Origin of the sequence: Grimontia marina, assembly GCF_900060185.1 — a bacterium.
Taxonomy (GTDB): Bacteria; Pseudomonadota; Gammaproteobacteria; order Enterobacterales; family Vibrionaceae; genus Enterovibrio; species Enterovibrio marinus.
This window is the reverse complement of record NZ_FIZY01000129.1, coordinates 1-2,584: the sequence shown is the minus strand read 5'-3', so window position 1 is coordinate 2,584 and position 2,584 is coordinate 1. Positions and strand designations below refer to the sequence as shown.

The 2,584-nt window shown below is 44.6% G+C and carries 3 protein-coding genes and 1 pseudogene; 3 read left to right on the top strand and 1 reads right to left on the bottom strand.

Translation table 11 applies throughout. The features are described from left to right. Positions 1 to 333: 333 nt before the first annotated feature. From GMA8713_RS25360 to GMA8713_RS25350, 3 genes and pseudogenes are all read left to right on the top strand, one after another. Positions 334 to 468 (top strand): annotated as a pseudogene (locus GMA8713_RS25360) (ArsR family transcriptional regulator); the annotation flags it as partial. A gap of 33 nt (positions 469 to 501) precedes the next feature. Then, on the top strand, positions 502 to 1,401 hold the full coding sequence (locus tag GMA8713_RS25355; protein ID WP_062715420.1) for a pyridoxal-phosphate dependent enzyme: 900 nt from the start codon (positions 502 to 504) through the stop codon (positions 1,399 to 1,401). A gap of 99 nt (positions 1,402 to 1,500) precedes the next feature. Next, positions 1,501 to 2,133 carry a flavin reductase family protein gene (locus GMA8713_RS25350; protein WP_062715409.1) on the top strand — a complete coding sequence of 211 codons (633 nt, stop codon included), beginning with the start codon at positions 1,501 to 1,503 and terminating at the stop codon, positions 2,131 to 2,133. Positions 2,134 to 2,487: 354 nt separating this feature from the next. Here the strand turns inward: GMA8713_RS25350 and GMA8713_RS27570 are convergent. Continuing rightward, on the bottom strand, positions 2,488 to 2,584 hold a 97-nt coding region (locus GMA8713_RS27570; protein WP_062713704.1), incomplete at its 5' end, for an ATP-binding protein.

Here is a 2,584-nt window from a genome sequence, read left to right as displayed (position 1 = left end):
TTCATTTTCATCACCCAAATTGCAAGGTTTTGGAAGGGGAGGCTTAAAAAGCTTGCAATATGAGGGTAGGAAGATCGATGAGATCATCAAATAGATCAGTGTCTTATTTGTAATTCAGGGCCGACTATTTACAGGGGAGACAGATTAGGTAAGTGTTAATTTCTGATGACGAGGAATAATTATTCTATTTCCTTGGAATTCAACGAAGAAGTGGGTGCATTGAGGACCCCCCTTCGGGGGAGTCGACTGACGTCGTGCTGTTTGTCTACCCTCTAGGTGGAGATGGCTGCACCTTCAAAAGAATGCCGCCATCACAGAGCCGTCAATATGCTGGACACTAAAGCTTACGAAGCCTTTGTCGAGCGCGTGCTTCATACTGACTTAAACATTCGTAAATTTCACATATTGGTGGCAATGCGTCAGGTAAAGTTTGATAGAGCGATTGGGTTGGATAGTGAAGTCAGATAGAATCTTCGGATTCGTGAGAATTTATAGATGTTAATGAAAATCTCCCATTCTCCAGTTACTCAGCATACCTTTGAAGGCCGCGCTTTCTTTCTAAAACGCGATGACCAACTTCACCCCCATTTCTCTGGTAACAAAGCGCGAAAGTTAATGGCTTTGTTGGAACTGGAAGACAAGAATATTACCCATCTAATTGGTTACGGCTCCCCACAGGCGAACTCGCTGCTGTCGCTCGCAGCGCTAGCTAAGATGAAAGGCTGGCAGTTGGAATTTTATGTCGATCGTGTTCCGTGGTGGTTGAAAGATAAACCTATTGGAAACTACCGGATGGCATTGGAACTTGGTGCTGAGGTTATTGCTGTGTCAGAACTGACGGATTCGGAATTGCATCCACACGATTATATTCAAGCGCATCGTCTTGACGAAGGATGCCTGTTGGTACCAGAGGGAGGTCGTTCGCCAATTGCGGCACAGGGCGTGACAATGCTTGCGCAGGAAATTCTTGAGTGGGCGCATAACAACAAGGAGGAGAGCCTATGCGTAGCATTGCCCGCCGGAACAGGAACCACTGCGTTGTTCTTGCACAAGCACCTCAAGGCGAATGGCATTGAGGTGCTGACGTGTCCGTGCGTGGGTGGAAAAGAGTATTTGATTTCGCAATTTGAAGAGCTTGGAGAATCTTGCTTTCCAACGGTTTTGGAATCTTCCACTAAGCATCATTTTGGAAAGCTATATCTTAATGATTACCAAATATGGAAAGCCTTACTTGAACAAACTGGCGTTGAGTTTGATTTATTATACGACCCCTTGATGTGGTGTTGTTTGAATGACTGGTTACCAGAAAATCAAGGCAAGACGCTGTTATATGTTCATCAGGGGGGGCTCGTCGGAAATGAGAGTATGTTGCCGAGATACCAAAGAAAATATGGCGTTTGATTCTAACGTTTGCTCAATAGTTAAGGTTGTTTGGGTGTTGATGATCGATATGGGCGTTATGCTGGTATTGATAGCCAAGTATGACAAAAAGAGGCCATCATGCAATTTAAACGCGAAAAGCTAGCACAACTGGAAGATAGGTACCGCGCCAAGCTCATTAACAGTCTTTCGGGCTTCAAAAGCGCTAATCTCATTGGCACCAAAGATGCAAAGGGTAATCTTAATCTCGCGATTGTGAGCTCTGTCTTCCACATTGGCGCGAACCCACCTCTGGTTGGCATGATCATGCGTCCTCATACCGTTACAAGGGATACACTCGAAAATATCCTAGAATTAGGCGAATACACGATTAATCAGGTCAATGCCGATATCTGGAAAGAAGCCCATCAAACCTCAGCCCGCTATGCACAGGAGATTTCTGAGTTTGCTGAAGTTGGCCTGACACCAGAATGGTTGGATGGAGTGAAAGCTCCCTTTGTGGCGGAAAGCCGACTTAAGTATTCGTTGTTGTTGAGAGAATCACAGACGTTAGAGATCAATGGCACAGTTTTGGTGATTGGCGAAATCAACAACGTGTTGGTGGAAGAGGATGTGATAGCGAGCGATGGTTACATCGACGTAGAGGCGTTGGAAACAGTCGCAGTGTCCGGCCTTGATAGCTACCATGTTACCAATAGGTTGGGACGATTGAGCTATGCGAAGCCAGAGAAGAAATCAGATGTTATTGACTGAGAAAGTATCTGATAGGTGAGAAAGGAAAAGCGGAGTCCAAGCCTCCGCTTTTTGATCGTCATGTTTGTGCGAAATCAAACATGGATGCTTCCGGAAGATCGCTTAAGTTATGCTTATTCAATACGACCTTTTTGTCGCATTATCAAATGTGATGAGCATATTCTCACCTGATAGGTGAATGCTGATATCTGACATGTGTGTCGTTATTGTTTTCTGAGCAATATTCAAGATTAAGATATAAAGTGCATAACTTGATTAGATACTTCTAAATTGAATGCCTATTTCGGTGATTGCGATCGCTCGTTTCGGTTTATTCCGATCACTTGATCCTGCCGTTTTTCTCTCTTCCTATTTTTACGCTAAGTGATCGGATTGCACCAGTTTTCTCATAGATTCTCCGCCCAGCTCTATGCGGTGGCTGTTGTGGACCAGCCTGTCTAATAAAGCATCT